Genomic DNA, 23,581 nt, shown 5'->3' with positions numbered 1-23,581 from the left:
GTGGCGGACCGGGGCGGGACCGTCATAGCTCACTGACCGCCCGGCCCGGCGACGCGCCAGCCGGGCGCTGATCAGCTGCACGAACCGAAGGCGGTGAGCCTGGCGTGGCCAGCCGTCGTACGATGCCGCCTTCGAACTGCTTCCGCAGGCACCGCAGTTCTGCGTCCTGGGTGGCAGTCTGCGTGTCCCGGGCGGAGTACGACGACGACCTGCTTGAGGCGGGCGATCTGGCTGGTCGCCCCCGCCGCGCGGCTGCACTCAGGCTCAGCATCCCCCGAACCTCCCTCAACAGGTGTCTGAAGAAGCCAAAGACGACCGTGGGATTCGCGATCTTCAAGCACCACCGCGGTCATGTTGTGCACGCGCTACTGGACCGCAGCCATAACAACGTTGAGGGCTGGAGGGTCGAGACCTCCTGACCGGGCTGCTCTCCCCTGATCCCGGCCGCAACACAGCCGACGATCGCCGGTTTGGGCAACCGGTGATCGTCGCGACTATCGAAGCTCACCCTGACCCCGAGCTTCCCGCGCAGAACATGAACAACACACCCCCTCGCGGCCCGCGAACCCAGGGCCCACTACTGGCAGTGACTACCGCCAGAGCCCAGCGGGCGATTCTGCTCACGGTCCCCCCATACGAGTGCTGCTCATGAGACGCGGAATCCGGCGTTTCCGCAGGAGCCAGTGCTCACGAAGTCACGCTCCCTACACCGGCGCCGTCCGGCGCCCCACCCGCCGTCAGCGGTCCAGCACCGCCCGGTCCAGCAGCCCCGTGCGCGCAGCGAGCGCCGCCGCCTCCAGCCGCGAGCCGACGCCGAGCTTCATCAGGACCCGCTGGACGTGCGTACGGGCGGTGCTCGGCGCGATGCCCATGCCGGCCGCGATCAGCCGGGTGTCCTCGCCGTCCGCCACCCGCACCAGGACCTCGGCCTCGCGCGGCGTCAGCATCTGGAGCAGCCGCCGGCCCTCGTCGTCGGGGAGCGCCGCCGGGTTGAGCAGCTCGGCGAAGGCGCTCTGGAGCAGCTGCGGCGCCACCGCCGCCTCCCCCGCCCGCGCCTTCACCATGGCGCGCTCGACGCCTTCGATGCGCTCGTCATGGCGTACGTAACCGGACGCCCCGGCGGCGAAGGCCGCGGCGATGCCGCGCGGGCTGGGCACCGGGCCGAGGACCAGAACGGCCACCTGCGGCCGTTCGCGCTTGATGTGGGCGATCGGGTCGAAGACCCCCGGTCCGGCGGGGGCCGCCGTACCGAACAGGCACACCTCGGGCGCCCTGCTGACGACCAGTTCCGCCGCCGCCCCGGACGTCGGAGCGGTCGCCGCCAGCACCCGGTGCCCGCGCAGTTTGAGTGCCGAGGCGAGCGCCTCGGCGAGCAGTCGGTGGTCGTCGACCACCATGAGCCGCACGCCCATCGACGAATCCCCCATACCCCTGCCCCTGAAGCTGGCCCCCCGGCCTCCTGACCCGGCAAGCTACACGCTTGTCCGACGTTGCGCGCCCCTTACCGGTAAGAAGCCCCCCGGATTGCCGAATTCCTGGCGATTCAGGACTACTTGCCGGTCGGTGTGTGACAAGGGACGGCCCCGGCAGTGGCGACGAACCACTGCCGGGGCCGTTGTGACCTGTGCGTCGGACGCGTCGAGCACGTCCGGAGCGTCGAGCGCGCCAGGAGTGTCGAGCGCGCCGGGCGCGTCAGCCGGTGCCGAAGCCGGCCGCCAGGTAGCGCTTGAAACCGTCGCGCTGCTGGCTCATGAGGCGCGCCCCCATGAACAGCCGGCCGTCGGCGTAGCGGTAGTGCGCGGAATCCACACCGAAGCTGGTCACCACATCGCGGACCGCGTCACCGACCGGGATCTCCAGCAACAGCGTCTCCTTCATGGAACCGCCGTCGAGGCTCACGACCTGGCCGCCCTTGTCGTAGGGCGGCGACTTGTACGCGATGATGTTGCCGCCGTCCATGCGGATCGGGTGCAGCGTGTAGCGCTCGCCCGCGTCGGCCCGGTCGCTGGTGGGCTTGCCGGTCGCGAGGTCGAAGGAGACGATCTCGTTGGTACGGACGCCCACCCCGCTGCCCTCGTGCTCCTCGGTCGGCACGTAGATCCTGTCGTTGCCGACGACGACCTTGGTGCACCCCTCGGTGTCCCGGCACCTCGGCGCGTACTTCTGGGCGTCGGCCGCGATCCTGGCGCGCAGCTTGCCGGTCTTCTCGTCGATCGAGAAGAAGTCGGTGACACCACTGCCGTCGCCCGCCGTGTCACCGACGTCGGCGGCGGCGACCAGCGGCTTGGTGGAGACGATGCTCGCCCGGTCCACGCCGCTGGGCATCTTGTACGTGGCGAGCGGCGTGCCGTCCTTCGGGTTCAGGTACTGGACGGAGAGCTGGGGAGCGCTGATCGAACCGCAGCTGCGCACCGTGGCGAGCGCCTCGCCGCCCGCGTACCCGACGTCGCGGCACTGTTCGGCGTTGTCGTCCGGCTGCCAGCGGAGCTTGCCGGTGGCGACGTCGAAGGCGGCGCCGCCGCCGGTACCGCCGGCGCCGACCGCGTCGCCGCCGACCGTGACCTCGCTGAAGGCGATCTTCTGGTCACCCGCCTCGACCGACTTCTGCCACACCAGTTTGCCCTCGGCGAGGTCGATCACCCCGACCTCGGTGCAGGGCGAGTACGTCTTGCCCGCCGGCATCGGCCCCGCGAAGAGGATCGCGGTCCTGTTGTCCTCGGTGACGTGGGGCGACGCCGCGCAGACCTCGCCGGGGAGCGGGATCGTCCACAGTTCCGTGCCCTTGTCGAGGTCGTGGGCCACGACCTCGTTGAGGCCGCTCTTGACGTACGCGTCGTCGGTGATCCAGGAGCCGTTGACACCGGCGACCGACTCCTTCACCTCCGGGGCGGGCAGCCGGAAGAGGAGCCGGGCGTCGGTGTCGGCCGGCTTCTCCTCCTTGCCGGCGCCGTCGGGCGCGGGCTTGCCGTCACCGCCCCCTCCGCCGGACGCGCCCGCGGAGGAGCTCCGGGCCGGGTCGTCCTTGCCGCCCTCGTCGCTGCCGGACGCGTACCAGACGCCCAAGCCGACGATCAGCGCCACCGCGACGACCGCCGCGACGACGATCGTCGTCGCGGTGCTGATCTTCTTGCCGCCGCCCGCGCCCTGCGGGGGCGGACCCTGGGGATAGCCGTACGGCGGCTGCTGCTGGCCGTACGGCGGCTGCTGGCCGTACGGGTTGGGCTGACCCGGCTGACCCGGGTAGCCGTACCCGGGCTGCTGGCCGGGCTGGGCCGGGTAGCCGTACCCGGGCTGGGGCTGGGCGGGCGGTCCCGGCGGCGTCTGCGGGTAGCCGTACCCGGGCTGTGCCGGAGCGCCGAAGCCCTCCGGGGGCGGCGGGGTCGGGGCGCCGAACCCGCCCTGCGGGGGCTCGTTGGGCGGCGGGGGCGGGGGCGGTGGCTGCGTCATGGCGTACGTACCTCTGGAGAAGGGGGGGTGAAGACGTCGAGAACGTGGACCCGGAACTCAGTCACGTGCCGTCACTTGCCGAAGACCATCATGGTCTTCTGCTCCTTCTCCTCCTTGTCGTTGCTGGCGCTGACGCGGGAGTTGACGACGTAGAGCTGACCGCCTTCGTAGGCGATCTCCGGAGCGAAGAAGGCGTTCTCGATCGAGGCCGTCGACCTCGGGTTCTGGAGCACCACCTTCGGCTTGCCGCCCGACGCCGGGATGGTCGCGACCGCGCCGCCCCTGTCGTACGAGCCGTCGATGTGGACCACGAGGTCACCGCCCTCCATCCGCAGCGGCGTCATCGTGCGGTCGGCGCCCGGGGAGGAACGCCACTTGGGCTTGCCGGTGTCGAGGCTGAACGCGACGACCTCGTTGGTGCGGTTGAGGCCGCTCGTCTTGTCCGCGGTCACCATGTAGAAGGTGTCCTCGTCTGCGGCGACGCCGGTGCATCCTTCGAGGTTCTTGCCGAAGATGACGAACGTGCCGCCGCACTTCGGCTGGAACTTGTCCTTGCCGCCGTCGATCTCCGAGCGCAGCTTGCCGCTGTCCGTCAGGGAGATGACGCTCCAGCTCTTCTTCTCGCGGTGCGTCGCGGACACGACGAGCGGGGAGACGGAGTAGACCCGGTCGACCTCCCAGCCCTCGGCCAGCGGGTACGACCACTTCACCTTGCCGGTGGCGGAGTCGTGCTCCTGGATGCGCTGGTGGTTCTTGGCGGCCTCACCGGTGGAGCAGGCCGCGGCGGCGATCAGCTTGGCGCTGCTGGTGAAGGCGTACGGCTGGCACTCACCGGGCAGCTTGCCCCAGAGCTTCTTGCCGTCCGTCATGCTGAAGGCGGTGGAGTGGCCGGTGCGGCCGGCGGTGACGGTGTTGCCGCTGATCGCGACCGTGATGTCGGAGAGGAGGTCGAACGCCCCTTCCTTCTTCACCTCGGCCGTCCAGCCCGCCTTGCCGGTCTTGAGGTCGACCATCTGGAGCTTGCTGCACTTGGCCCGCTCGGTGGTGTCGCTCTTGACACCGAAGACGATCCTGTCGTCGTCGGCGGCCCTGCTGGGCGCCGCGCAGAGCTGCGTGGGGAGCGGAAGACTCCACTTCTCCTTGCCGTCGCTGGTGTCGTAGGCCGCGACCTTCTTGTACATGGCCTTGACGACGAGGCCGTTGTCGGTGAACCACGGGCCGAGCACGTCCGCGCCGTTGCGCGGCAGGTCCACGTCGTTCTTCTGCAGCCACATGACCTTGGCCTCGCCCGACTGGCGCCCGCCGTTGAGGTCGTCGTCGGCGTCGCGGCCGCCGGCGGAGCCGCCGTCGGCGGAGCCGGTGTCCCCGGAGGGCAGGCCGCCCGTCCCGGCGTCCTTGCTTCCGCCCGCGACGGGCTTCTTCCTGCCACCGCCGTCACCGCTGGTGGCGAGGTAGACACCGCCGCCGACGACGAGGACCGCGGCGAGGGCCGCGCCGATGATGACCGCGGGCCTGCCCTTGAAGGGGCCGCCGTTGCCGCCGTTGCCCGGGGCGGGTGCGCCGGGGTAGCCGCCGTAGGGACCCGGCTGCGGCTGGCCGTACGGTCCGGGCTGCGGCTGGCCGTACGGTCCGGGCTGCGGCTGGCCGTAGGGGCCGGGCTGCTGGCCGTACGGTCCCGCCTGGCCGGGCTGGCCGGGCTCCTGGCCCGGGTAGCCGTACCCCGGCGGCGGGGCCTGCGGGTAGCCGTACCCGGGCGGGGCCGGGGGCTGCTGCGGCGGGGCGCCCGGCGGACCGGGCGGGGCCGGGGGCGCCTGCGGCGGCTGGGCCGGGGGCTGGGGCGGCTGCTGCCGGGGGTCCTGGGGGGCTCCGAAGCCGCCCTGCGGCGGCTGGTTGGGCGGCTGAGACATCAGCGCTTACCTCTTCACACGAGACCGCCGCCCGTTCGGCCTCCCCCGCAATTCCGGCGGCGTAATCCCTTCGGAACGGAGCGAATCGGACTTGAGCCCCGCAGATCTACGTCAGTCGAGCGGGGCTTCTTTCTATCACCCGGACCCCTCCCGACGAGGGTCCGGTCCGCCCCTGTTCCCAAGGGAGGACCGGCCCGTGACGCGCTCGTTATTCAGCTTTACGTATGGACTACGCGTCCTCCGCGAGTTCCATCCACCGCATCTCCAGCTCGTCACGCGCGGTGACGAGCTCCCGCAGTTCGGCGTCGAACAGGGCGACCTTCTCGAAGTCGGTCGCGTTGTCCGCGATTTGGGCGTGCAGCTTCGTCTCCTTGTCGGAGAGCTTGCCGAGCTGCCGCTCGATCTTCTGCATCTCCTTCTGGGCCGCGCGGGCGTCGCCGGACGCCTTCTTCCTGGCGGGGGCGGCGGCAGCGGGCACCGGGCCCGCGGCCTCGATCATCTGCCGCCTGCGCTCCAGGTACTCGTCGAGGCCGCGCGGCAGGTTCCGCAGCGTCCGGTCGCCCAGCAGCGCGTACACCTTGTCCGTGGTCCGCTCGATGAAGAACCGGTCGTGGGAGATGACGATCAGCGATCCGGGCCAGCCGTCGAGCAGGTCCTCGAGCTGCGTGAGCGTCTCGATGTCGAGATCGTTGGTCGGCTCGTCGAGGAACAGCACGTTCGGCTCGTCCATCAGCAGCCGCAGGATCTGCAGCCGCCGCCGCTCACCACCGGACAGGTCGCCGACCGGAGTCCACTGCTTCTCCTTGGTGAACCCGAACTGCTCGCACAGCTGACCCGCCGTCATCTCGCGGCCCTTGCCCAGGTCCACCCGGTCGCGTACGCGCTGGACGGCCTCCAGGACCCGCAGGCCGGGGTCGAGCTCGCCGACCTCCTGGGAGAGGTACGCGAGCTTCACGGTCCTGCCCACGACGACCTTGCCCTCGGCGGGCTGGACGTCGCCCTGCGTGCGCGCGGCCTCGGCCAGCACCCGCAGCAGTGACGTCTTGCCCGCGCCGTTCACGCCGACGAGGCCGACACGGTCGCCGGGACCGAGCTGCCACGTCAGATGCTGGAGCAGCGTCTTGGGCCCGGCCTGGACGGTGACGTCCTCGAGGTCGAAGACGGTCTTGCCGAGCCGCGAGTTGGCGAACTTCATCAGTTCGGAGGTGTCGCGCGGCGGCGGCACGTCGGCGATCAGCTCGTTGGCCGCCTCGACGCGGAAGCGCGGCTTCGACGTACGGGCGGGAGCGCCGCGGCGCAGCCACGCCAGCTCCTTGCGGACCAGGTTCTGGCGCTTGGTCTCCTCGGTCGCCGCGATGCGCTCGCGCTCGGCGCGCGCGAACACGTAATCCGAGTAACCGCCCTCGTACTCGTGGACGGCGCCGCGCTGCACGTCCCACATGCGGGTGCAGACCTGGTCGAGGAACCAGCGGTCGTGCGTGACGCAGACGAGCGCGGAGCGGCGGGCCTGGAGGTGCTGGGCGAGCCAGGCGATGCCCTCGACGTCGAGGTGGTTGGTCGGCTCGTCGAGGACCAGCAGGTCCTGCTCGTCGATGAGCAGCTTGGCGAGGGCGATGCGCCGGCGCTCACCACCGGAGAGCGGACCGATGACCGTCTCCAGCCCGTGCTCGAAGCCCGGCAGGCTCAGCCCGCCGAAGAGGCCGGTCAGTACGTCGCGGATCCTGGCGTTGCCCGCCCACTCGTGGTCGGCGAGGTCGCCGATGATCTCGTGGCGGACGGTCGCGGCGGGGTCGAGCGAATCGTGCTGCGTGAGGACGCCCAGACGCAGGCCGCCGCTGTGCGTGATGCGGCCGGCGTCGGCCTCCTCCAGCTTGGCCAGCATGCGGATGAGGGTCGTCTTGCCGTCGCCGTTGCGGCCGACGACACCGATCCGGTCGCCCTCCGAAACGCCGAGGGACACGCCGTCGAGCAGGGCACGGGTGCCGTAGACCTTGCTGACGGCCTCGACATTGACAAGGTTGACGGCCACGAGTGCGCACTCCAGGGACAGGAAAGGGACAGACGCTCAAGCGTAGTCGCCCCCGGCGCCCTGCCGACGACTGCCCGGTTCCGGGCTGCTCAGGCGCAGGTCACCGTCGCGCCCGGCGCCGGCGACCGGGCCACCCGCGCCGTGCGGCAGGTGCCCGAGGCGGTGAGGGCGGCGGCCACCGACTCCGCCGACTCCGCGTCCTTCGTCAGGAACGCCGTCGTCGGCCCCGAGCCCGAGACCAGGGCCGCCAGGGCGCCCGCCTCCGTGCCCGCGGCCAGGGTGGCGGCGAGGGAGGGGCGCAGGGACAGGGCGGCGGGCTGGAGGTCGTTCACCAGCGCGCCCGCCAGGGCCGTCGCGTCGCCCGTGCGCAGGGCGTCCAGGAGCACCGGGGACGCCACCGGGGGCGGGACCTCGGTGCCCGCCGTCAGGCGGTCGAACTCGCCGTACACCGCCGGCGTCGACAGTCCGCCGTCCGCCACCGCGAACACCCAGTGGAACATCCCGCCCACCTCAAGAGGCGTCAGGTTCTCGCCGCGCCCCGTCCCCAGCGCCGCCCCGCCCACCAGACTGAACGGCACGTCACTCCCCAGTTCCGCGCAGACGGCCAGCAACTCGGGCAGGGAGGACCCCGTACCCCACAGCCTGTCGCACGCCAGCAGCGCGCCCGCGCCGTCCGCGCTGCCCCCCGCCATGCCGCCCGCGACGGGGATGTCCTTGTCGATGTGAATGTGCACGTCGGGCGACACACCGTGCCGCGCGGCCAGCGCGATCGCCGCCCGGGCCGCCAGGTTCGTACGGTCCAGGGGGACCTGGTCCGCGTCCGGCCCCGAGCAGGTGACACGCAGCGAATCCGCCGGCGTGACCGTGACCTCGTCGTACAGCCCGACCGCCAGGAAGACGTTCGCCAGGTCGTGGAACCCGTCGGGGCGCGCCCCGCCCACCGCCAGCTGGACGTTGACCTTCGCGGGCACCCGGACCGTGACCGTCATGCCGCCGCTCCCTTGTGCTCCGCGATACGGGCGAACTCCTCCACCGTCAGCGACTCGCCCCGGGCCTGCGGCGAGACCCCGGCCGCGACCAGCGCGGCCTCCGCCGCCGGAGCCGATCCCGCCCAGCCCGCAAGCGCGGCCCGCAGCGTCTTGCGGCGCTGTGCGAAGGCCGCGTCGACCACGGCGAAGACCTCCGCCTTCGAAGCCGAGGTCTTGACCGGCTCGCTTCTCCGCACCAGCGACACCAGCCCGGAGTCCACGTTCGGGGCGGGCCAGAAGACGTTCCGCCCGATCGACCCGGCCCGCTTGACGTCGGCGTACCAGCAGGCCTTCACCGACGGAACGCCGTACACCTTGTTGCCCGGCCGGGCCGCGAGCCGGTCCGCGACCTCCGCCTGGACCATGACCAGCGTGCGCTCGATGCTCGGGAAGCGCTCCAGCATGGTGAGCAGCACGGGGACCGCGACGTTGTACGGAAGATTCGCGACCAGCGCCGTGGGAGCGGGCCCCGGCAACTCCGTCACCTGCATCGCGTCGGAGTGCACCAGGGCGAACCGCTCGGCCCGCTCCGGCATCCGCGCCGCGATCGTCGCCGGCAGCGCGGAGGCGAGCACGTCGTCGATCTCCACGGCGACCACCCGCTCGGCGGCCTCCAGCAGCGCGAGGGTCAGCGAGCCGAGACCGGGCCCGACCTCGACCACCACGTCGTCGGGCCGCACGCCGGCCGTCCGCACGATCCGGCGGACGGTATTGGCGTCGATGACGAAGTTCTGGCCGCGCTGCTTGGTCGGGCGTACGCCGAGCGACGCCGCCAGTTCCCGGATGTCGGCGGGGCCCAGCAGGTCGTGCAGGGGCTCGGGAGGCGTCTCGGAAGGCTCAGTGCTGCTCACCGCTCAAGCGTAAAGGCCCCCGGCACCGGCCTCGTCCCGCGTGGTCCGCCCCCGCGCCGCTTCGCACACCGGGGTGCCGGGAGGGGACGTGCCGGGGCGCTCCCCGCAGGGCGTCGCACGCGACACGCCCGGACAAGGCCCCGTACCCGAACGTTCGGCGCCCGAGGAGACGCCCCGGCGCGGCACCGGCCCCGGAGCCCCTGCGGAGAACGGCGACCGCACCGCCCCCGAAGTCCTCCCGCCTCACCCCCGCAGCCTGCCCCCGCAGTGCGGCCAAGGACTGGCCCCCCGCTGCACGTACAGCTTCTTCGCCCGGAACGTCTGCTCGCCCGCGCTCGCGTCCTGCGGCCGCCCGCGGCCGCCCAGCGCCTGCCAGGTCTGCGTGTCGAACTGGTAGAGGCCGCCGTAATGGCCCGTGGAGTCCACCGCGCCGGGCCGCCCCCCGGACTCGCAGCGGGCGAGCCCGTCCCAGTCCAGCCCGTCGGCCCCGGACACGGAGGCCGGCCGCTCCTTGGTGCCGACCTTCACGCGCTGGGCGACCGGCTCCCGCGCGATCTCCTCGGCGATCCTTCTCGGCTTCTGCCTGACCCCGTTGACGATCCGGACGGAGTACGTGATTTTCCTGGAGCCGTACTGCCCGGCCTGCACGACCGCTTCGGTGCCCTTGAAGAGGGACGGGTCGGCCGTCCTCTCGACGGCGAACGGAATGATCTCCTCGCGTACTTCCTCCGTGCCCCTGATCCGCATCACGGTGACCGTCTGCCCGTCGCGCGGGAAGCTGCCGGGCGGCACGGAGGTGGTGTCCTGGCCGCGCAGGGTGATGCCGGCCTCCTCGACCGCCTCCCGCACGGTCGCGGCGTTCGTGCGGACGGTGCGCTCGCGCCCGTCCGCCATGAACGTGACGGCCCGCTCGGTGCGTACGTCCAGCGCCAGCCCCGCCCGCCCGATCTCCAGGGAGCGCGAGGCGGAGAGGTACGCGCCCTCCGCGCGCACCCCGAGCTGGCGCAGTGCGCCCTCGACCGTACGGGCGGTGGTCCACACCCGGCGCCGCTGCCCGTCCAGTGTCAGGGCCACGGGGCGGCCGTACCGGACCACCACCTCGTCGCCGCTCGCCAGCGCCTCGCCGGGCGCGGGCGCGACGAGGTCGTGCGCCCCCACCTCGACGCCCTGGTCCTCCAGCAGCTCGGTGACGTCGTCGGCGAAGGTGTGCATCGTGCGGGGTACGCCGTCGACGCTCAGCTTCACCGCCTTGTCGTGGGCGACGAACGCCGAGGTGCCGCCGGCCAGGAACACGACGAGCAGCGCCTGCGGCACGAGGCGGCGCAGCGCCTCCGGGCGCTCGGCGCCCCTGCGGCGCCCGGCGGCGCGCCGGGCCTCCGCCCTGCCGCTCCCACCGCCGGGCACCTCGGGCGGGGCGGGCGGGGCGGGCGGGGCGGACGCGCCGGGGCTCTGGCGGGGCAGCCGCACCTCCCGGAGCCCGTAGGACGGCACCACCAGCGGCGGCGCGCCGTACTCCGCCGTACGGCGGCCGCTGCCGCGCACCGCCCGGTGACTGCCCTGCGAATTGCCCACGACGCTCCAGAAGTCCGGTCCGCCCCGATGACGCTGCGGGCCGGGACACTAGCGGAGCCGCGGTCACTCTCCAAGGCAATCCGACCACGGAGAGTCGCGTCGACTACCGTCAGTAGTCGAACGCGCGGGCCGTGTTCGCGGCGAGCGCCGCGGCCAGCACGTCCTCCTCGACCCCCTTGACCGCCGCCATGGCCCGCACGGTGACCGGAATGAGGTACGGGGCGTTGGGCCGTCCGCGGTAGGGCGCGGGGGTCAGGAACGGCGCGTCCGTCTCGACGAGCACCAGTTCCAGCGGCGCGACGGCGAGCGCGTCCCGCAGGTGCTGGGCGTTCTTGAAGGTCATGTTCCCCGCGAAGGACATGAAGTAGCCCTTGCGGGCGCAGACTTCGGCCATCGCGGCGTCGCCGGAGTAGCAGTGGAAGACGGTCCGCTCGGGGGCGCCCTCCTCCTCCAGAACGCGCAGCACGTCCTCGTGCGCCTCGCGGTCGTGGATGACGAGCGCCTTGCCGCGGCGCTTGGCGATCTCGATGTGGGCGCGGAAGGACCGCTCCTGGGCGGCCATGCCCTCGGGGCCCGTACGGAAGTAGTCGAGACCGGTCTCGCCGACACCGCGTACGTACGGCAGGGCCGCCAGCCGGTCGATCTCGGTGAGCGCGTCGTCGAGCGCCTCGTCCCCGCCCGCGGTCCGGGCGCCCTGCCGCGACCCGCCTCCCCCAGGGTCCCCCAGGACGATGCGGGGGGCTTCGTTGGGGTGCAGGGCCACGGCGGCGTGGACGTTCTCGTGCGCCGCCGCGGTCTCGGCCGCCCAGCGCGAGCCCAGCACGTCGCAGCCCACCTGGACGACGGTCGTGACGCCGACCGAGGCGGCCTTCTCCAGTGCCTCCTCGACCGTGCCGTCCTGCATGTCCAGGTGGGTGTGCGAATCGGCGACCTCTCCCCGGAGGGGCTCGGGCAGCGGCGGAAGTGCGTCCTTGGGGCTCATGGTCACGATCGTACGAAAACCACACGCCGTGCCCGTGGCGCGGCGGTCCGGTGCGGCGGCCCGGTGCGGCGGCCCCCTGCTTCCGGCTACTTCCGGTGGTGGAACGGATGCAGCAGATCCGACAGGTGCCGGTGGCGCTTCACCCGTACCGGACCCGGGGCGTCGTCGCGGTCCGGCGCCGGCCCCGGCATTCCCACCACCGGTCCGCCCACGGGGACGTCCACCACGGCGGCCCGCAGCATCTCCCTGATCGAGGAGACCTGACCGGCCTTCATGATGCGCACGACGTGTCCGCCGCAGTTCAGACAGGTGGGGCGGGAAAGCGGCGAAGGAACTCGCTCGCCGTCAGCCGTGTAGGTCACGAATGCGTGGCCCTTGGCGTCGACGTGGTGATGTATCTCGAACGACTGCTCCCACCCGTGGCCGCACCTCATGCAGGCGAAGGCGTAGGCCTCGTGAACGACGGTTCCTGTGCCGGCGGGGTCTGCGATCTCGCTCATGCCAGCTCCTTTCCACTGGTCCAGTGGACGCCTGTCTCGGCGGGAGCGCATCGGGGCCTGTCGAAATATGGAGCGGACTTGGCCTTTCCATGGAAAAAGGCCCGGTGCGCGGTCTGCGCTTTACCTGTTCACGATAGTCCTTTGCCGTCCGCGGAGCCCGTCCGTGCCGCGTTCTTTGCCGCGACGACGGCATCGAACACCTCGCGTTTGGGCAGGCCCGCCTCGGCGGCGACCGCCGCGATCGCCTCCTTGCGCCGCTCCCCCGCCTCCTCGCGCACCTGCACCCTGCGCACCAGTTCCGCCGGGTCCAGATCCTGCGGTCCGGCGTCGGGGGCGCCTTCCACCACGACGGTGATTTCCCCCCGTACCCCTTCGGCCGCCCAGGCGGCGAGCGTCTTCAGCGGGCCGCGCCTCACCTCCTCGTACGTCTTGGTCAGCTCGCGGCACACGGCGGCCCTGCGCTCGGCGCCGAAGACCTCGGCCATCGCGGCGAGGGTGTCGTCGAGGCGGTGCGGCGCCTCGAAGAACACCATCGTGCGCTTCTCCTCCGCCACCTCCCGCAGCTTGCCGAGGCGCTCGCCCGCCTTGCGCGGCAGGAAGCCCTCGAAGCAGAAGCGGTCGACGGGCAGGCCGGACAGGGCCAGGGCGGTCAGTACGGCCGACGGGCCCGGCACGGCCGTGACCTTGATGTCCTTCTCGACGGCCGCGGCGACCAGCCGGTAGCCGGGGTCGGAGACCGACGGCATGCCCGCGTCGGTGACCAGCAGGACCCGCTTGCCGTCCTCCAGCGCCTCGACGAGTTCGGGCGTACGGGCGGACTCGTTGCCCTCGAAGTACGACACCACGCGCCCCGTCGTCTGCACGCCGAGCGCCTGCGTCAGGCGGCGCAGCCGGCGGGTGTCCTCGGCGGCCACGACGTCGGCCGTCGCCAGTTCGGCGGCGAGGCGGGGCGGCGCGTCGGCCACGTCGCCGATGGGAGTCCCCGCGAGGACGAGCGTTCCGGTCGTTCCAGTCGTTCCAGTCACAAGGACCATCCTCCCAGGGCGCACGGGCGACGCGCACAGATGTGTTCCCTACGATGGCGCGGTGACCAGTACCGCGTCAGAAGCCCAGCAGGGCCGGGCCCCCGGGGAACAGCCGCCTCCATGGCAGCGGCGGCTGCGCCGATTCGGCTACGCGCCCGGGCCCGGCCGCCACGTCGGGCTGCGGATGCGGCTCGTGCCGCCGTACAGCAGGCCCGGCACCCAGGTCTGGCGGGTGCTCGGGGTGCCGCCCGTACTCGCGGGGCACCTGGTGCGCTGGGCCGCGTGGGGCGGGCCGCTGCTGGTCGCGCTCGTCGCCGGGCTGCTGCGGTTCTGGCACCTGGGCAGCCCCAAGGCGGTGATATTCGACGAGACGTACTACGCCAAGGACGCCTGGGCGCTCATCCACCAGGGGTACGAGGGCCAGTGGCCCAAGGACGTCGACAAGAAGATCCTCGCCGACCCGTCGGCGGTCCCGGTCCCGGACGATCCCGGCTACGTGGTGCATCCGCCGGTCGGCAAGTGGGTCATCGGGATCGGCGAGCAGCTCTTCGGGTTCACGCCCTTCGGCTGGCGCTTCATGGTGTGCGTACTCGGAACCCTCTCGGTCCTGATGCTCTGCCGGATCGGGCGCCGCCTCTTCCGCTCGACGTTCCTGGGGTGTCTGGCGGGCGTGCTGCTCGCGGTCGACGGCCTGCACTTCGTGATGAGCCGCACGGCGCTGCTCGACCAGGTGCTGATGTTCTTCGTGCTGGCCGCGTTCGGCTGTCTGCTGGTCGACCGCGACCGGTCCCGGCGCCGGCTCGCGGCGGCGCTGCCGTACGACGCCGAGGAGGGCGTGCTGCGCCCGGACGCCGGTGTCGCACAGGGGCTGCGGCTCGGGTGGCGGCCGTGGCGGATCGCGGCCGGCGTGTGCCTGGGGCTGGCGTTCGGCACCAAGTGGAACGGCCTGTACGTCCTGGCGGCGTTCGGCCTGATGACGGTGGTGTGGGACGTGGGCGCGCGCCGGACGGCGGGCGCGCTGCGGCCGTACGCGGCGGTCTTGAAGCGGGACGTCGTGCCCGCCTTCGTGGCGACGGTCGTGGTCACCTTCGTGACGTACCTCGTCTCCTGGACGGGCTGGATCGTCACCAAGGGGGGCTACTACCGGAACTGGGCCCAGGGCGACGGCAGGGGCGGCGACTGGACCTGGCTGCCCGACTGGCTGCGCAGCCTGTGGCACTACGAGACCGAGGTCTACAGCTTCCACATCAGCCTGACGTCGGGCCACACCTACCAGTCGAACCCCTGGAGCTGGATCGTCCTGGGCCGCCCCGTCTCGTACTTCTACGAGTCGCCGAAGCCCGGCAAGGAGGGCTGCCCGGCGACCGGGACCGGCGACTGCGCCCAGGAGGTGCTGGCGCTCGGCACCCCGCTGCTGTGGTGGGCTGCGTGTTTCGCGGTGCTGTACGTGCTGTGGCGGTGGGCCTTCCGGCGCGACTGGCGCGCGGGCGCGATCGCGTGCGGCATCGCGGCGGGCTGGGTGCCCTGGTTCTTCTACCAGGAGCGCACGATCTTCCTCTTCTACGCCGTCGTCTTCGTGCCGTTCCTGTGCCTGGCGGTGGCGATGATGATCGGCGCGATGCTGGGGCCACCGGGCTCGGACGAACGGCGGCGGACGGTGGGGGCGGTCGGCGCGGGGGTCCTCGTGCTCCTCATCATCTGGAACTTCATCTACTTCTGGCCGATCTACACCGGCCGGACGATCCCGACAGAGGAGTGGCGCAACCGCATCTGGCTCGACACCTGGGTGTGAGTGCGGGCGCCCCCCTCCCCGGCCGTCCGAACCGTCCGTCCCGGTCCTGTAACGGTCGCCCCCCGGTGTCACCGGTGTCCCGTACAGTGCGGTACAGCACTTCTTGAACACGTTCAGTTCAGGAGGACTCCTGGGGAGGGGACGGCACAGCATGCGTGGTGGAGCGAAGGTCGCCATAGTCGGCGGGGTGTTCCTGGTCGCGGCCGGGGGCGTGAGCTACGGCGCCTACTCCGTGGTGAGCGGCGAAACCGGCGGCACGGACCTCACGGGCGCCTCGGCGCCGAAGAGGACCGGGCCGCCGAGCGCGGACGAGGTCGAGCGGACCACGAAGGACTTCCTCGCCGCCTGGGCGAAGGGCGACGCCCGCGCGGCCGGTGAGCTGACGGACAACGCCGCCGCCGCGCAGCCCGCGCTGCTCGCCTACCGCGACGAGGCGCACATCAGCGAGGTGCGGCTGACGCCGGGCACGGCGGCCGGCGCGACGGTGCCGTTCACCGCCGACGCCACGGTGACGTACAAGGGGAAGAGCAAGGCGTTCTCGTACGCGTCGGAGCTGACCGTCGTACGCGGGAAGACCTCGGGCAAGGCCCTGGTCGACTGGGAGACGTCCGTCCTCCACCCCGGTCTGAAGGACGGCGAGACGCTGCGGGCGGGCGAGGCGTCGGCCCCGCCCATCCGGGCGGTCGACCGCGACGGCACCGAGCTGACGAAGGAGAAGTACCCGTCGCTCGGTCCGGTCCTGGACGCGCTGCGCGAGAAGTACGGCGAGCAGGCGGGCGGCACGCCGGGCATCGAGCTGGCTGTCGAGAGCCCGGGCGGCGCGTCACCCGCCCGGACCGTGCTCACCCTCACCAAGGGCAGGCCCGGCGAGCTCCCCACGACACTGGACGCGCAGGTGCAGGCGGCGGCCGAGACGGCGGTGAAGCGGCACAGCGAGGCGTCGGTCGCGGCGGTCAAGCCCAGCACGGGCGAGATCCTGGCGATCGCCAACCACCGCGCCGACGGCTACAACGCGGCGGCCCTCGGCAAGCAGGCGCCCGGCTCCACGATGAAGATCGTGACGGCGGCGATGCTGCTGGAGAAGGGCCTGGCCGGGGCGGACCGCACGGCGGAGTGCCCGCAGACCGTGCTCTACCAGGGCCGGAGCTTTCACAACCTGGACGGCTTCGCGATCCCCGACGGCACTTTCGCCACCAGCTTCGCCCGCTCCTGCAACACCGCTTTCATCAAGCTGATCGACAACACCAAGGACGAGGCGGCGCTGCCCAAGACGGCGCGTGAGGTCTTCGGCCTCGGCCTGGACAACTGGCAGGCCGGCATCGTCACCGCGGACGGTTCGGTGCCCGAGGTCACCGGCGGCGAGGCGGCGGCGCAGTACATCGGACAGGGCGCGATCGAGATGAACGCCCTCAACATGGCGTCGGTCACCGCCACCGCCAAGGCCGGCACGTTCAAGCAGCCGGTCATCGTGCCGCAGTCGCTCGACGGCCGGCAGCTGGCGACCGCGACCCGCTCCCTGTCGCCCTCCGTGCACAGCCAGCTGCTCGGCATGATGCGGCAGACGGCGACGGCGTCCTGGGGCACGGCCACGGAGGCGATGGCCCCGGTCGGCGGTGACAAGGGCGCCAAGACCGGTTCGGCGGAGGTCGACGGGCAGGGCAAGTCCAACAGCTGGTTCGCCGGTTTCAGCGACGACGTGGCGGCGGCGGCGTCCGTCGAATCGGGCGGCCACGGCGGCGACGCGGCGGGCCCGCTGGTGGCGGCCGTGCTGCGGGCGGGGTGACGGAGGGCTGCGGAACCGGCTCGCGTGGCCCGTACCACCACCGCTGGCGTGCGGGCCATGAGCACTCCGGAAAGCCAAGCCCCTCCCCGGTTCGCCGAAGCCCTGCGCGCGCTCGGCATCCCGGACCTCGGGGTACGCCGCTTCCCCGACGCCACGCGCACCGCCGCCGAGGCGGCGGCGGCGATCGGCTGCGAGGCCGACGAGATCGTGAAGTCCCTGGTCTTCGAGGCCGACGGGGCGCCCGTCCTGGTCCTGGTGGACGGTTCGTCGCGGGTCGACGTGGAGCTCGTACGACGCGAACCGGGCGCGGAGAAGGTCAAGCGGGCGAGCGCGGATCTCGTACGGCAGACCACCGGTTACGCGATCGGCCGCGTACCGCCCTTCGGGCACCGCACGCAGACCCGGGTACCGGCCGACCGGGGCCTGCTCGCACACGCGGTGGTGTGGGCGGCGGCGGGCACCCCGCACACCGTCTTCCCGCTGGAGCCGAAGACGCTGATCGCCCATGCGGGCGGCACGCTGGTGGACGTGCGCGAGCGGGCCGGGTGACGCCTGTCGTCGCGGCGGCGGTCCTGACCGCCGCGATCACGCACGCCGGCTGGAACGCGATGGCGCACCCCACCACACCCGACTACCAGTTCCGAACATACGCGCACGTCAGAGAAGACAGAAGCCCCGTACGGCACTTGGGCCGCACGGGGCGTCTCGCTGCTTGGGAAGGGCTAAGCGCCCCGCTCCAGCTCTCCGGGGATGGGGCCGGGGACGAGTTCCGCCGCGTGGTCCGGGCACGCGTAGAGGGTCGTTCCGGGGCCGCTGTTGCTCTGAATCCAGCGGACGGGGACCGGGGCGTCGGTGAGCTGGTGGCACTTGACGCAGAGCGCCACGTTCACGGTGGGCAGTTCGTTGGTGAGCGCTTCGCGGGTCACGCGGTCACCCCCGCAGCGGCGAACGCGGACCGGGGAAACGGTGCGCCCTCGTACGTGTACGGGTAGTCCACGCCGAGTGAGGCGAGCGCGGCAGCCCGGCGACGCTCGTGGATCACGCCGAGTTCCATCGCGGTTTCGGCGAAGGCGTAGGGACGGATGAGTGCCACGTCTTCACCCCGCAGCGGGGTGTGCAGAGCTCGGATGTGCTCGGGGATCGGCGTGGGCCAGGGTCGGGACCACGGGCTCACGGGGGCGGGCCCGGCAGCCGGTTTTTATGGCGCCAAGCCGCTCAGCGGGGGTGGCCGTGCGGACCGACTCGGGCTCGGCTTCCCACTCGGCTCCGCCGCAGACGGGGCGCAGCGACCAGTACGGGCCGGCGATTCCCCGGAACTCCCCGACACGATCGTCACGGCTGGTGTCCACCAGGACCGCGCCAACCATCGGAGCGCTCATCCCAGCGGCTCCGAGACGCTGCGCAGGCCCGGACGCGGGTCTTTCTTCGGGGGCCCGGACGCCGGCTCGGTGAGCACAGCGTCGGACCAGTTCCCGGCGGAAGCGTCGTACAAGACACGTCGCCGAGCACGTTGCACGGGACTTCGGTTCATGGCCTGGTCTCCCGGTTTCCGTGGGGGCGGAAACCCGACCGTAAAGCCATGACACCAGGTCAGACCACGTGCCGTCCGTGGTAGTTCGCGCTAAGTAACGGCGCAACTACCACGTTTCGTAGTGGTTACTCGAAAACCCCCAGGTAGGAAGCCATGTCCCGCATCTCTGTGGTCAGCGTCCGTCTGCGGGACTTGAGTACGTCTCCCATGACGTACCGTGCCAACGGCTGATGCCGGAGCCACGCGGCCGATGTGTTTCGGAGCCCGGCCAGTTCGGCCATAGCGTCACTGTGCGAGCCAAGCCGCACATGCGCTTGAGCAACGTCAAGCCGATGCCGACCCCAGTTAGGTGCCGTTGGCGTCCCAAGGAACTTGAGTGCCTTACTGCTCAACACCCCTTCATCGGCTCGTCGAAGAACCCCGCGAGAGTCTCCAACCAACGCCAGGTCTTCGGTTGCTTTCATCTCTGCTGTTACGGGGCCGAACCCACCCCAGTGGTTTGGAAAGCTGTTGTGTTCGCGGCCCAGTGCGCTTGCTGCGGTTCCCGCCATGCGGCGGGCTTCCGTTGCTACATCGGGGCGGTTGTTGCGCATTGCGCTGGACGCCACGCGTAGCCACAGTTCACCCCACACCGCCAGCTCTCCGGGCGTGGCCGACGACACGCGGGGCTCCATGGCTTCCGCGGTTTGGGCGGCAAGCGCTTCGCTCTCATCGAATCGGTCTTGCCTCAGCAGCAGCCAACACATGCCAACGATGCCCGTACCGGCCGTGGGCGACTGCCCCGTTTCACGACCCAGTCGGATGGCTTCGGCGAGGGAGTGATAGGCCAAGTCGTATTGCCTGACTTGAGTCAGGTACTTCCCGGCCAACAGCAACGAGTGCGTGCGAGCGACCAGCGCGGAACGCGTGTCTTCGTCTCCCTCCGCCCTCGCGGCAGTCACCTCGGACTCCCGCAGCAGAGCGGGCAACTTGCGCGCGACGGAGTCGTAGCGGTCCGCCCAATACAGCGTGTGGCAATCCGCAATACGGCGGTGCAGCTCATCAAGGTCCGTGGGTTCGCCCGTCACCACCAACCGGTGCGGCGAGACCTACGGGCGGCATGAGTGCCTTTCGTAGCTCCACTAGAGAGCGCCGAGTCCCCTCGTCGCCTACAACCGGCTCGGGTACATCCGTCGCGAACAGGGCACTTGTCTCCACCCCCAGGGTTCGCGCGAGGGTGTGAAGCGTGTCCGTCCGTACGTCGCCGCCCTGTTCGATCTTTCGGACAGTGCCGATGGAGACCCCTGCGCCGTCGGCTAGTTGCTCTTGGCTGAGCCCGGCAGCTCGCCGGTACTTGCGGACGTTCTGCGCGAGTGCGGTTGTCATCGCACCCCCTTCCCTTCTGTGCCACGGTACGCCGAACGGGCGCGTATCCACGTAAGCACCCGCGACACCTTGACGGAACACCGAAAGCCCCGCCGCACCCCGGTGATGGAAGTACGTCGGGACTGGGTGACGCTGCCCGGCGGAAGCTTTTGGGGCGCGCGGGGGTGCCGAAGTTGATCCCGGCGGGGCGCGGCCCGGGTCAGCGGTCCTGCGGGCCGACGAACGCGCCACGCATCCCCAGATTGCTGATCAGCAGGCCGCCGTCCACCGGGAGCGTCACCCCTGTGATCCACGCCGCGTCGCGGGACGCGAGGAACGCGATCGCCGCCGCGATGTCGTCCGGCTCCCCGACCCGGCCCAGCGGATAGTGCGCCGACGCCCGTCCCAGCGCGCCGTCCCTGCCCTCCCACGCGTCCGTCCGTACCGTCCCCGGCGCCACCAGGTTGACCCGTACGCCCCGCGCCGCCGCGTGCCCCGCCAGTGTCCGGGTGAAGCTCGCGAGGCCCGCCTTGGCCGCGCTGTACGCGTGGTTGCCGAAGTCACGCTCCCCGTTCACCGAACCGACGTTCAGGATCACCCCGCGCCCCGACGCGGCCAGGTGCGGCAGCGCCGCCCGCGCGCACCGGTACGCGCCGGTGAGCGTGACGTCGAGGTCGCGCTGCCACGCCGCCTCGTCGTCGTCCTCGAAGAGCTCCGTGTCCGGCCCGCACGCGTACGCGTTGTTCACGAGCACGTCGAGCGCCCCGAACTCCCGTACGGCGTGAGCGACCGCCGCCTCGACCGCCTCGGCGTCTCGTACGTCACAGGCCAGCGCCCGCGCACCCGGTATCGCCTCCGCGGCGTTCTCCGCGCGGTCCCCGTCCAGGTCGGTGACCAGGACCCGCGCCCCTTCTGCCGCGAACCGCCGCGCCGTCGCCTCGCCGATGCCCTGTCCGGCGCCGGTGACCAGTACGCCGTACCCCTCGAACCGCTGTGTCAGCATGGGCCGATCATGCAGCGGCATGCACCGCCCTGACCAGGGCCTGCGCGCGCGGGTCGGAGGTGACTCCCTTCTGGTGCCCGTTGGTCACGTATCCGAAGGCGATCCCGGACTCCGGATCGGCGAACCCGAGCGAGCCGCCCCGCCCCGGGTGCCCGAACGAGCCGGGGGCCAGGAGCGGCGCGCCGGAGCCGTGCAGCATGAAGCCCAGCCCGAAGCGGGTGTTGACGATCAGGACCCGGTCCGGGCCGGCCGATTCCTCGGTGCGCGCGAGCGTGAGCGTCGCCGGGGCGAACAGGCGGTGCCCGTCGACCGGCCCGATCATCGCGGCGTAGCAGCGCGCCAGCGCCCGCGCGGTGGATATCCCGTTCGCGCCGGGGAGTTCGGCGGCCCGGAACGCCGGGTCGTTCAGGTCCGCGCGCGGGTCGATCGCGTCGAACGCGCGCCGGGTGAGCGACGCGGGGTCCGCGTACGCCTCGCTCACGCTCCGCCTGGGCCGCATCCGCAGCGCCCCGCCGTCCACGGGCGGCGCCTCGACCGGACCGGCCCGGCCCACCCGGTGCGCCTCGTCCGCCGGCAGTCCGACCCAGAAGTCGAGCCCCAGCGGGCGGGCGATCTCCTCGGCGATCCACCGCCCGACGGTCCGCCCCGTCACCCGCTTCACGAGCTCGCCGATCAGCCAGCTGTACGTCTGCGCGTGGTAGCCGTGGTCGGCCCCGGGCTCCCAGGCGGGCGCCTGGGCGGCGACGGCGCGCGGGCCGGACACTCCGTCGATCGCCTCGGCGGGCGTCAGCGGGCGGTCGAGCGCGGGTACGCCCGCCCGGTGGGACAGCAGGTGCCGTACGAGGACCCGTTCCTTGCCGTTGGCCTTGAACTCCGGCCAGTACGTGGCGACCGGCGCGTCCAGGTCGATCTGTCCGCGCTGGTGCAGCAGCAGCGGCACGGCGGCGGCCACGCCCTTGGTCGCGGACCGTACGACCTGGGCGGTGTCCACGGCCCACGGCTCGGCGCCGTCCACGTCGCGCGTCCCCGCCCACAGGTCGACGACCTTGCGGCCGTCCCGGTAGACGGCGACGGCGGCTCCTCGCTCGCCCCGTTGCCCGAAGTTGCGCACGAACGCGTCCCTGACCGGTTCGAATCCGGCCGCCACCGTGCCCCGTGCATCCACTGCTGCGCTCGCGCTCATGCCCACCATGGTGCAACGGCCCTGCGGGGCGGGGTGGCGGGGGGTGCGGGTGGCGCCGCGCGGGGCTTTCCCCAGCCGGCCGGTCCCTACGCCTCCACCCGCACCGAACCCGGGTCGAACCCGAACGGCAGCTCCAGCCGGTGCGCCCGCATCACCGCTTCGTCCGACAGCAGCTCCTGCGTCCGCCCGTCCGCCACGATCACGCCGCCGCTCAGGATCACCGAGCGCGGGCACAGCTCCAGGGCGTACGGCAGGTCGTGCGTGACCATCAGCACCGTGATGTCCAGCCCCCGCAGGATGTCCGCCAGTTCCCGCCGCGAGGCCGGGTCCAGGTTGGACGACGGCTCGTCCAGCACCAGGATCTCCGGCTCCATCGCCAGTACGGTCGCGACAGCCACCCGGCGCCGCTGCCCGAACGACAGGTGGTGCGGCGGCCGGTCGGCGTACTCCGCCATGCCGACCCGCTCCAGCGCCCCCCTCACGCACGCCTCCAGCTCCGCGCCGCGCATGCCGGCCGCCGCCGGGCCGAAGGACACGTCCTCGCGGACGGTCGGCATGAAGAGCTGGTCGTCGGGGTCCTGGAAGACGATGCCGACACGGCGCCGGATCTCGGCGAGGTGCCGCTTGCCGACCGGCAGCCCGGCCACCGTCACCGACCCCGCGCCGGCCGTGAGGATGCCGTTGAGGTGCAGTACGAGCGTGGTCTTGCCGGCGCCGTTGGGGCCGAGCAGCGCGACGCGCTCGCCGTGCGCGACGGACAGGTCGACGCCGAAGAGGGCCTGGTGGCCGTCGGGGTAGGCGTAGGCGAGGCCGCTGACCTCGAGGGACATCGTCGTATCGGTCACAGGGTCCGTCCCAGCAGACAGACCGCCAGCGCGGACACCGGGAGCGCGGCCGCGTACGACCACTGCGTCCGCGTCGCGGTCACCTCGTCGATCACCGGCATGGTGCCCGTGTACCCCCTGCTGACCATGGCCAGATGCACGCGTTCGCCCCTCTCGTACGAGCGGATGAAGAGCGCACCCGCCGTCTTGCCCAGGACGCCCCAGTGCCGCACGCCCCGCGCCTCGAACCCGCGCGAGCGCCGCGCGATCGACATCCGCCGCATCTCGTCCGTGATCACATCGCCGTAGCGGATCATGAACGACGCGATCTGGACGAGCATCGGCGGCAGCTTCAGCCGCTGGAGTCCGAGCAGCAGGGAGCGCAGCTCCGTGGTGGAGGCGAGCAGCACGGAGGCGGCGACTCCGAGCGTTCCCTTGGCGAGGACGTTCCAGGCGCCCCACAGGCCGGAGACGCTCAGCGACATGCCCAGCACCTCCACCCGCTCCCCCTCGGCCACGAAGGGCATCAAGGCGGCGAAGGCGACGAAGGGCACTTCGATGAGCAGCCGCTTGAGCAGGTAGCCGGCCGGAACGCGGGCGGCGTAGGCGACCGCGCCGAGCAGCGCGGCGTACACGCCGAACGCCCACATCGCCTCGCGCGGTGTCGACACGACGACGAGCACGAAGCAGAAGACGGCGACGAGCTTGCAGTGCGGCGGCAGGGCGTGCACGGCGGTGTGCCCGTGCCGGTAGAGCTTGTGGGCGTGGCCCGCGCCCATG

21 protein-coding genes and 1 pseudogene are annotated in these 23,581 nt (G+C 72.0%); 3 read left to right on the top strand and 19 right to left on the bottom strand.

What is annotated here, in order from left to right:
• Positions 1-737 precede the first annotated feature (737 nt).
• The 10 genes from ACWDZ4_RS05700 to rsmI all read right to left on the bottom strand — a co-directional run bounded on the left by ACWDZ4_RS05700 (position 738) and on the right by rsmI (position 13,341).
• Complete coding sequence (locus ACWDZ4_RS05700) at positions 738-1,412, bottom strand: helix-turn-helix transcriptional regulator (RefSeq protein WP_451507302.1); 675 nt, start codon at positions 1,410-1,412, stop codon at positions 738-740.
• A gap of 280 nt (positions 1,413-1,692) precedes the next feature.
• Positions 1,693-3,447, bottom strand: a complete 1,755-nt coding sequence (locus tag ACWDZ4_RS05695) for an outer membrane protein assembly factor BamB family protein (RefSeq protein ID WP_451507171.1) — start codon at positions 3,445-3,447, stop codon at positions 1,693-1,695.
• Positions 3,448-3,518: 71 nt separating this feature from the next.
• Positions 3,519-5,354: an outer membrane protein assembly factor BamB family protein gene (locus ACWDZ4_RS05690; protein ID WP_451507170.1), complete on the bottom strand. Its 1,836-nt coding sequence runs from the start codon at positions 5,352-5,354 to the stop codon at positions 3,519-3,521.
• 229 nt (positions 5,355-5,583) lie between these two features.
• Positions 5,584-7,383 carry an ABC-F family ATP-binding cassette domain-containing protein gene (locus ACWDZ4_RS05685; RefSeq protein WP_451507169.1) on the bottom strand — a complete coding sequence of 600 codons (1,800 nt, stop codon included), beginning with the start codon at positions 7,381-7,383 and terminating at the stop codon, positions 5,584-5,586.
• Positions 7,384-7,472: 89 nt separating this feature from the next.
• Complete coding sequence (locus ACWDZ4_RS05680; protein WP_451507168.1) at positions 7,473-8,372, bottom strand: 4-(cytidine 5'-diphospho)-2-C-methyl-D-erythritol kinase; 900 nt, start codon at positions 8,370-8,372, stop codon at positions 7,473-7,475.
• Complete coding sequence (gene rsmA / locus ACWDZ4_RS05675) at positions 8,369-9,262, bottom strand: 16S rRNA (adenine(1518)-N(6)/adenine(1519)-N(6))-dimethyltransferase RsmA (RefSeq protein ID WP_451507167.1); 894 nt, start codon at positions 9,260-9,262, stop codon at positions 8,369-8,371. The genes ACWDZ4_RS05680 and rsmA overlap by 4 nt, the downstream gene beginning before the upstream one ends.
• Positions 9,263-9,505: 243 nt before the next feature.
• The gene (locus ACWDZ4_RS05670) at positions 9,506-10,834 is read right to left on the bottom strand and encodes a ubiquitin-like domain-containing protein (RefSeq protein ID WP_451507166.1); all 1,329 of its coding nucleotides are present in this window, start codon (positions 10,832-10,834) and stop codon (positions 9,506-9,508) included.
• 109 nt (positions 10,835-10,943) lie between these two features.
• A complete protein-coding gene (locus ACWDZ4_RS05665) occupies positions 10,944-11,816 on the bottom strand; it encodes a TatD family hydrolase (RefSeq protein ID WP_451507165.1) in 873 nt (290 codons plus the stop codon).
• A gap of 86 nt (positions 11,817-11,902) precedes the next feature.
• On the bottom strand, positions 11,903-12,316 hold the full coding sequence (locus tag ACWDZ4_RS05660; protein WP_451507164.1) for a hypothetical protein: 414 nt from the start codon (positions 12,314-12,316) through the stop codon (positions 11,903-11,905).
• A gap of 128 nt (positions 12,317-12,444) precedes the next feature.
• Positions 12,445-13,341 carry a 16S rRNA (cytidine(1402)-2'-O)-methyltransferase gene (gene rsmI / locus ACWDZ4_RS05655; protein WP_451507163.1) on the bottom strand — a complete coding sequence of 299 codons (897 nt, stop codon included), beginning with the start codon at positions 13,339-13,341 and terminating at the stop codon, positions 12,445-12,447.
• Positions 13,342-13,402: 61 nt separating this feature from the next.
• On the opposite strand from rsmI, the gene ACWDZ4_RS05650 reads away from it, so the two are divergent.
• From ACWDZ4_RS05650 to ACWDZ4_RS05640, 3 genes are all read left to right on the top strand, one after another.
• Complete coding sequence (locus ACWDZ4_RS05650) at positions 13,403-15,133, top strand: dolichyl-phosphate-mannose--protein mannosyltransferase (RefSeq protein ID WP_451507162.1); 1,731 nt, start codon at positions 13,403-13,405, stop codon at positions 15,131-15,133.
• Positions 15,134-15,284: 151 nt separating this feature from the next.
• Entirely contained in the window at positions 15,285-16,916 is a 1,632-nt protein-coding gene (locus tag ACWDZ4_RS05645) for a penicillin-binding transpeptidase domain-containing protein (RefSeq protein WP_451507161.1), read from the top strand.
• 57 nt (positions 16,917-16,973) lie between these two features.
• Positions 16,974-17,465 (top strand): YbaK/EbsC family protein, encoded by a 492-nt coding sequence (locus tag ACWDZ4_RS05640; RefSeq protein WP_451507160.1) that lies wholly within the window; start codon positions 16,974-16,976, stop codon positions 17,463-17,465.
• A gap of 173 nt (positions 17,466-17,638) precedes the next feature.
• Here ACWDZ4_RS05640 and ACWDZ4_RS05635 read toward each other — a convergent pair whose 3' ends face one another.
• From ACWDZ4_RS05635 to cbiQ, 9 genes and pseudogenes are all read right to left on the bottom strand, one after another.
• Positions 17,639-17,842 carry a hypothetical protein gene (locus ACWDZ4_RS05635; protein ID WP_451507159.1) on the bottom strand — a complete coding sequence of 68 codons (204 nt, stop codon included), beginning with the start codon at positions 17,840-17,842 and terminating at the stop codon, positions 17,639-17,641.
• On the bottom strand, positions 17,839-18,009 hold the full coding sequence (locus ACWDZ4_RS05630) for a hypothetical protein (RefSeq protein WP_451507158.1): 171 nt from the start codon (positions 18,007-18,009) through the stop codon (positions 17,839-17,841). Before ACWDZ4_RS05630 ends, ACWDZ4_RS05635 begins: the two co-directional genes overlap by 4 nt.
• A 67-nt stretch (positions 18,010-18,076) precedes the next feature.
• A pseudogene (locus ACWDZ4_RS05625) lies at positions 18,077-18,295 on the bottom strand (hypothetical protein); the annotation flags it as partial.
• A 277-nt stretch (positions 18,296-18,572) separates the two neighbouring features.
• On the bottom strand, positions 18,573-19,514 hold the full coding sequence (locus tag ACWDZ4_RS05620) for a transcriptional regulator (protein ID WP_451507157.1): 942 nt from the start codon (positions 19,512-19,514) through the stop codon (positions 18,573-18,575).
• Complete coding sequence (locus ACWDZ4_RS05615) at positions 19,489-19,812, bottom strand: helix-turn-helix transcriptional regulator (protein WP_451507156.1); 324 nt, start codon at positions 19,810-19,812, stop codon at positions 19,489-19,491. The genes ACWDZ4_RS05620 and ACWDZ4_RS05615 overlap by 26 nt, the downstream gene beginning before the upstream one ends.
• A gap of 199 nt (positions 19,813-20,011) precedes the next feature.
• Positions 20,012-20,794, bottom strand: coding sequence for an SDR family NAD(P)-dependent oxidoreductase (locus ACWDZ4_RS05610; protein ID WP_451507155.1), 783 nt, complete (start codon positions 20,792-20,794; stop codon positions 20,012-20,014).
• Between the two features lie 7 nt (positions 20,795-20,801).
• Positions 20,802-21,959: a serine hydrolase domain-containing protein gene (locus tag ACWDZ4_RS05605; RefSeq protein WP_451507301.1), complete on the bottom strand. Its 1,158-nt coding sequence runs from the start codon at positions 21,957-21,959 to the stop codon at positions 20,802-20,804.
• 104 nt (positions 21,960-22,063) lie between these two features.
• A complete protein-coding gene (locus ACWDZ4_RS05600; protein ID WP_451507300.1) occupies positions 22,064-22,807 on the bottom strand; it encodes an energy-coupling factor ABC transporter ATP-binding protein in 744 nt (247 codons plus the stop codon).
• A gap of 11 nt (positions 22,808-22,818) precedes the next feature.
• Entirely contained in the window at positions 22,819-23,580 is a 762-nt protein-coding gene (gene cbiQ, locus ACWDZ4_RS05595) for a cobalt ECF transporter T component CbiQ (protein ID WP_451507154.1), read from the bottom strand.
• Between the last annotated feature and the right edge of the window lies 1 nt (position 23,581).

The organism is Streptomyces sp. NPDC003016, from assembly GCF_053591455.1.
The sequence above is the reverse complement of the archived record's forward strand: the minus strand, read 5'-3'. Positions and strand labels throughout refer to the sequence as shown.